At 36.1% G+C, this 5514-nt stretch carries 4 protein-coding genes; 2 read left to right on the plus strand and 2 right to left on the minus strand.

The window, feature by feature from the left end; all coding sequences use genetic code 11:
- Nucleotides 1-256 precede the first annotated feature (256 nt).
- Entirely contained in the window at nt 257-874 is a 618-nt protein-coding gene (locus IM509_RS07525) for a DUF3110 domain-containing protein (protein WP_185237907.1), read from the plus strand.
- Nucleotides 875-1039: 165 nt separating this feature from the next.
- Nucleotides 1040-4678 carry a CHAT domain-containing protein gene (locus tag IM509_RS07530; protein ID WP_185237908.1) on the plus strand — a complete coding sequence of 1213 codons (3639 nt, stop codon included), beginning with the start codon at nt 1040-1042 and terminating at the stop codon, nt 4676-4678.
- A 2-nt stretch (nt 4679-4680) separates the two neighbouring features.
- On the opposite strand, the gene IM509_RS07535 is transcribed toward IM509_RS07530, so the two are convergent.
- Both IM509_RS07535 and IM509_RS07540 read right to left on the minus strand, forming a co-directional pair.
- The gene (locus tag IM509_RS07535) at nt 4681-5067 is read right to left on the minus strand and encodes a hypothetical protein (RefSeq protein WP_069475249.1); all 387 of its coding nucleotides are present in this window, start codon (nt 5065-5067) and stop codon (nt 4681-4683) included.
- A gap of 62 nt (nt 5068-5129) precedes the next feature.
- Nucleotides 5130-5282: a hypothetical protein gene (locus IM509_RS07540; protein ID WP_185237909.1), complete on the minus strand. Its 153-nt coding sequence runs from the start codon at nt 5280-5282 to the stop codon at nt 5130-5132.
- Between the last annotated feature and the right edge of the window lie 232 nt (nt 5283-5514).

Genomic DNA, 5514 nt, shown 5'->3' on the forward strand with positions numbered 1-5514 from the left:
ATCTCCCCATTCAATCCCTGTACGGGCGAAGCATTCGGACAATAACCTATCGCTGAAACCCTAAATTTTCTATCCGAATGCTTCGCCCCTACCCCAGACAATAACCTTAGCCTATCATCCCTGTGATACAATTCTGATAATCTCCCCATTCAATCCCTGTACGGGCGAAGCATTCGGACAATAACCTATCGCTGAAACCCTAAATTTTCTATCCGAATGCTTCGCCCCTACCCATCAATTCCCCAGCCGCCACGCCATGAACGAACAACGCACCCAAGCCTACCTAAACCTCATTAATCAGCTATTATCTTGCAATAATAGCGATGAACCCCGAATCTTACAGGAAAATCGGGAATTGCTGGATGAGGGGTTGGTACAGGTAATGGTAGCAGTAGCGCAACAATACGGGAATGCAGGAAGGGAAAATGAGGCGCGATGGTTGCTGAATATGGCGCAACAGTTAGCGGAAGCGTTAGGGTTATTTGATAGTGAACCTTCGAGTATATCAACAGGAACATTCGATCAAATGCCTCATACTGTTTATGTTCTTCTCTATAATGTTGGAACAGATAATGAGGGAATTCATACAATAAGTAATCAAGAAAAAAACACAATATTAATATTTGAATCTTCAGCAGATGCAAGCAATTTTGCACGACAATTAGGGGAGCAGAATTTTCCTGTACCGAGTGTTGAAGCTATGAAAGCTGAGGAGATTTTCTTGTTTTGTCACCAGTTAGGACACAATTGGGAATTTGTACCAAAAGGAAAAACTATAACTCCGCCTTCTCAAAGAGTAGAAAACGAAACTCCAAAGAAAATTAAACCTGAAGACTATCAAGTTTTTCTAGATAATGTCTTGCAACTGAGTTAACTTATTGATAAAAACAGGTTTAATCCTGAAGCAGTTTATACTTTCTGTCAAAATAATTTAGATAAACTCGATGAAAATTTTGGAGAATTTCTTTATCAATGGGCTACAAATATCTTCTCTAATCTGCATCCACAAAAAGCACAATTTACAGCAGCAGTCGTTTTAATGTTTGGAAATCTAATTAATGAGTTTCCTTTTGGTAGCCTCAAAAACAATTTAGAAATTAGCATTAAAGCTTATCAAGCGGCTTTAATAGTTTATCAACCTAAAACATTCCCTGTGTATTGGGCAATGACGCAAATGAATATGGGAAATGTTTATGCCGAGAGAATTGAAGGGAAAAAAACTGAGAATATAGAAAAAGCGATTAATTCTTTTCAAGAAGCGTTAAAAATTTATACTCTAGATGCTTTTCCCTATGAATATGCAATGGTGCAACATAATATGAGTAATGTTTACATTGAAAGAATAAAAGGTGATAAAGCAGAAAATATAAAAACTGCTATTGATTGTTGTAAAAAAGCTTTAAAAGTGCGTACCTTCGAGGCTTTCCCTCGTGAATGGGCAAATACCCACATTCACTTAGTCAATGCTTACTTACAAACTACTAACTTAGAGATAATTGAGCAAAAGAAAAAAGAGAATATAGAAATAGCCATTGGTTATTGCGAAAACTCCTTAATCGTCTATAATATTGAAAGTTTTCCCAAGGAATGGGCAAAAGTACAAAATAATCTCGGTAATGTTTATTTACAAAGGATCAAAGGAGAAAAAGAAGAGAATGTAGAACAGTCGATTAATTATTTTCTGGAATCGTTAAGAGTCTATAAGATCAATACTTTTCCCAATGAATGGGCAAGAGGGCAATTTAATTTGGGTGGTGCTTATTTAGAGAGAATAAAAGAAAAAAAGAGAGAAAATTTAGAAAAGGCTATTTTTTATTTAAGAGAATCATTTAGAATTTACAGTTATAATAATTTTCCCAATGAATGGGCAGACTCATATATTAATCTTGGAAAAGCATATTTTGAGAGAATTGAAGGCAAAAAAACAGACAATTTAGAAATTGCAATATTTTGTTTTTCAGAAGCATTAAAAGTTTACAATGTTGATAATTTTCCTGATCAGTTTGCAAAGATACAAAACAATTTAGGGACGACTTATAGCTATAGAATCGAAGGAGATAAAGCCAAAAATTTAGAATTTGCTATTGATTGTTATCAACAGGCATTAAAAATTTATACTTTTAAGAATTTTCCTTTAAATTGGGCAGGTGTACAAGTAGATCTAGCCGAAGTTTACATTGACAGAATTGAAGAAAATAAAGCAGAGAATTTAGAAATCGCTATTGCCTGTTGTCAAGCATCATTACAAGTTGTTAACTCTGACAATTTCCCCATACACTGGGCAAAAACACAAAATACTTTGGGGAATGTTTATCAGGCAAGAATCAAAGGAGATAAAGCAGAGAATTTAGAAATCGCTATTACTTGTTTTGAAGCGGCATTAAAAATTTATACGATTGAAAGAGAAAGATTTGCTCAGAAATGGGCAATGAGTCAAATGAATCTCGGAAATGTTTACCATGATCGAATTAAAGGGAAAAAGGCAGAAAATCAAGAAAAGGCTATTGACTGTTTTAAAGCGTCATTAGAATTGGTGAAACCTGATGATTTTCCTCTAGAATTCGCCAAGCTACAAAATAATCTTGGTAGTGCTTACCATAACAGAATCAGCGAAGATAGAGAGCAGAATTTAGAAAACGCAATTACTTGTTACAAAGAAGCTTTGAAGGTTCATACTTTTGATGAATTTCCCTATGATTGGGCGTTGACACAACAGAATTTGGGAACTACTTACAATGAGAGAGTTAAAGAAGACAAAGCAGAGAATCTAGAAGTAGCGATCACCTGTTTTGAATCTGCTTTAAGAACCTTTACCAGGGAAAAGTTTCCTTATGAATGGGCTACAACACAATTTAACCTTGGTAATGCTTATCATGACAGAATGAAAGGGGATAAGGCTAAGAATTTAGAATTGGCGATCACTGCCAATGAAAATGCTTTAACTGTTCAGACTGTAGAAGCTTTACCTGAGAAATGTTTTAAGACTGCACATAACTTAGGATTTTACGGTTATAATGCCAAAAATTGGCAAATTGCTATCAAAGGGTTTGTCTTAGCGGTAAAAGCAGCAGAAACTATTCGTATTGAAGCGGTAACAGGCTATAGAAAACAAGAAATTCTCTCTGATGCCATACAATCCTATGGAGGTCTTGTTCTTACTTACCTTAATCTTTACTATATTGAAAACAACCTTCAACACCTCAAAACTGCTCTAGAATATATCGAACGCAGTAAAGGGCGTAACCTGGTGGAATTAATGACTCAGAAAAATCTACAACCGCAAGGCGTTAGTCAACAAATTAAGGTTCAATTAGATGAATTAAAACAAAGAGTAGTTAACGAGCAAATTCGCTTACAACATCAAAGCATTAACCATAATTCAATGCGTAGTGATCACTTAACTCCCTACGTTCAAGATCATAGTCATCTAAAAGAATATCAACAAGACTTAGATGATTTTATTGCAAGAGAAATTAAAGATCCTCTCTTTAGCCTCACTCAAAAAGTTGAGCCTATCCCATTTACAGAGATTCAGGCTTTAACTGATGCCGAAACTTGTCTGCTACAATGGTACATTACATTCGAGAAAATACTCGCTTTTGTCGTGTCTGCTGATGGAGAGGTTAAAGTTTGGCAATCTTCCGAAAATGATAAAAATCAATTCTTGGATACATTCAATAATTATCGACAGCTTTACTACTCCAAAAATGGCAAGCAAGAATGGAGAAATCAACTGTCTAACCTCTTACAGACTTTTGCTGATATTCTGCATATTAATGATATTCTTGCCCTCATTCCCGATACTTGTCAACGGTTAATTATTATCCCCCATTTGTTTCTGCATATTCTCCCTATTCACGCTTTCCCGATTAACAAAAACCAAATTTTACAGGATAAATACAATATACAATATGCCCCTAGTTGTCAAATCTTGCAAAAAATTTCCCAAACTTTTCACCATTCCGAGTTTAATAAACTGTTCGCTATTCAAAACCCCACCAAAGACTTATTTTACACTGACTTAGAAGTTAATATCCTCTCAACTTTCTTTACTGAACCTCAAGTTATCGCCCAAGATAACGCCACTAAAAACGCTGTTCTTCCCCATCTCAAATCCTCAGATAACCACTGTTATCACTTCTCCTGTCATGGAGGCTTTAACCCAGCTAATCCCCTTGAATCCGCCTTATTCTTAGCCAATAAAGAACCCTTAACATTAGGTGAAATCTTTGAACTACGCTTGCATAAATGTCGCCTTATCACCCTTTCCGCTTGCGAAACTGGCTTAATTGATTTAAACTCTATCAGCGATGAATATATCGGTTTACCCAGTGGTTTTCTGTTTGCGGGAAGTCCCAGTGTTGTCAGTAGTTTATGGACAGTTAATGATCTATCAACCTCCTTCTTGATGATTAAATTATATGAGATTTTATTTGATGAGAATCAGCAAGTTTCTGTACCAGTTGCTTTGAAAATGGCACAAAATTGGTTGAAGAATTTGACAAGTGAACAATTTATTTTAGAAGCTGATTCAATGATAGATAAGCTCTGTCATGATAAGCCAAGAACAGCTAAATCTTATAAAGAATCAGCCCGTCAATTATTAGTACAAAATCCTGAAGAATATCCCTTTAAAAATCCCTTCTATTGGGCTGCATTCATAGCATCTGGACAATAGAATTAAGCATTAAATTGACACCATTGTTTGATCCCCTTTTTCGCCAAATAAATAACAACAGAAGTTGCTACTGATATTGGGATTTGTCCCCCCGCCGCTAACGTTGCTACTGCTACAGTTAGTAAATCTTTCATGAGATCATTTATAAAATCATCATCACACACAATAGAACGGCATTTTTTAGCTAATTTATCTAGAATATTATCTTCTTCCCCTGCTCTAGTAGGAATCTTCACACCTGTTTCCATTGCCAATAAACCAGCAGATTTAATTAAATCGCCGTCTGTTTCTGCAATTAAGTCTAAAGCATCCAAAGCTTCAGGATAATCCTTAAATTGCTGCCGATAGTGTTGTATTTCTTCCGGTGTTAACTGAGTTGTATTGTCCATAGTGCTATTGTTAAAACTAAAACTAATTTTCTCCATCCATTATAATGCGATTACTGATCTTGTCAAATGCAAAAACCTGCGGGTACAGCATCCTCAAGATAACCGTCGCACTCATCAATCGCATCCAAAGCAGCAATCGCACTTAGATTATCTGCCAATTCAGCGCGAAACTGAGCAATTTCTTCGGGGGTTACTTTAGTTGATTCAATATTCATAGGTTGTTCTTATTTAGGGTTTGCTGAAAAAGTAGGGGCGAAGCATTCGGGCAATAACCTATCGCTGAAACCTTAGATTTCCTATCCGAATGCTTCGCCCCTACAGGATGGGATCGCTGATGAAGAGGCAAGGTTTTGAACCACGATTCTCGCAAAACAGGTGCAAGGTTTTGCGAGAAAGGCCCTAAAGTCCTTACCTCGCCTACATTTCATATTTATTCAGCAAACCCTA

The organism is Microcystis sp. M31BS1, assembly GCF_020245285.1.
Lineage (GTDB): Bacteria > Cyanobacteriota > Cyanobacteriia > Cyanobacteriales > Microcystaceae > Microcystis > Microcystis panniformis.

Coding starts and splice junctions, on each gene's coding strand:
- IM509_RS07525 (WP_185237907.1), top strand. CDS start 257: ATGAACGAACAACGCACCCAAGCCTACCTAAACCTCATTAATCAGCTA.
- IM509_RS07540 (WP_185237909.1), bottom strand. CDS start 5,282: ATGAATATTGAATCAACTAAAGTAACCCCCGAAGAAATTGCTCAGTTT.
- IM509_RS07530 (WP_185237908.1), top strand. CDS start 1,040: ATGTTTGGAAATCTAATTAATGAGTTTCCTTTTGGTAGCCTCAAAAAC.
- IM509_RS07535 (WP_069475249.1), bottom strand. CDS start 5,067: ATGGACAATACAACTCAGTTAACACCGGAAGAAATACAACACTATCGG.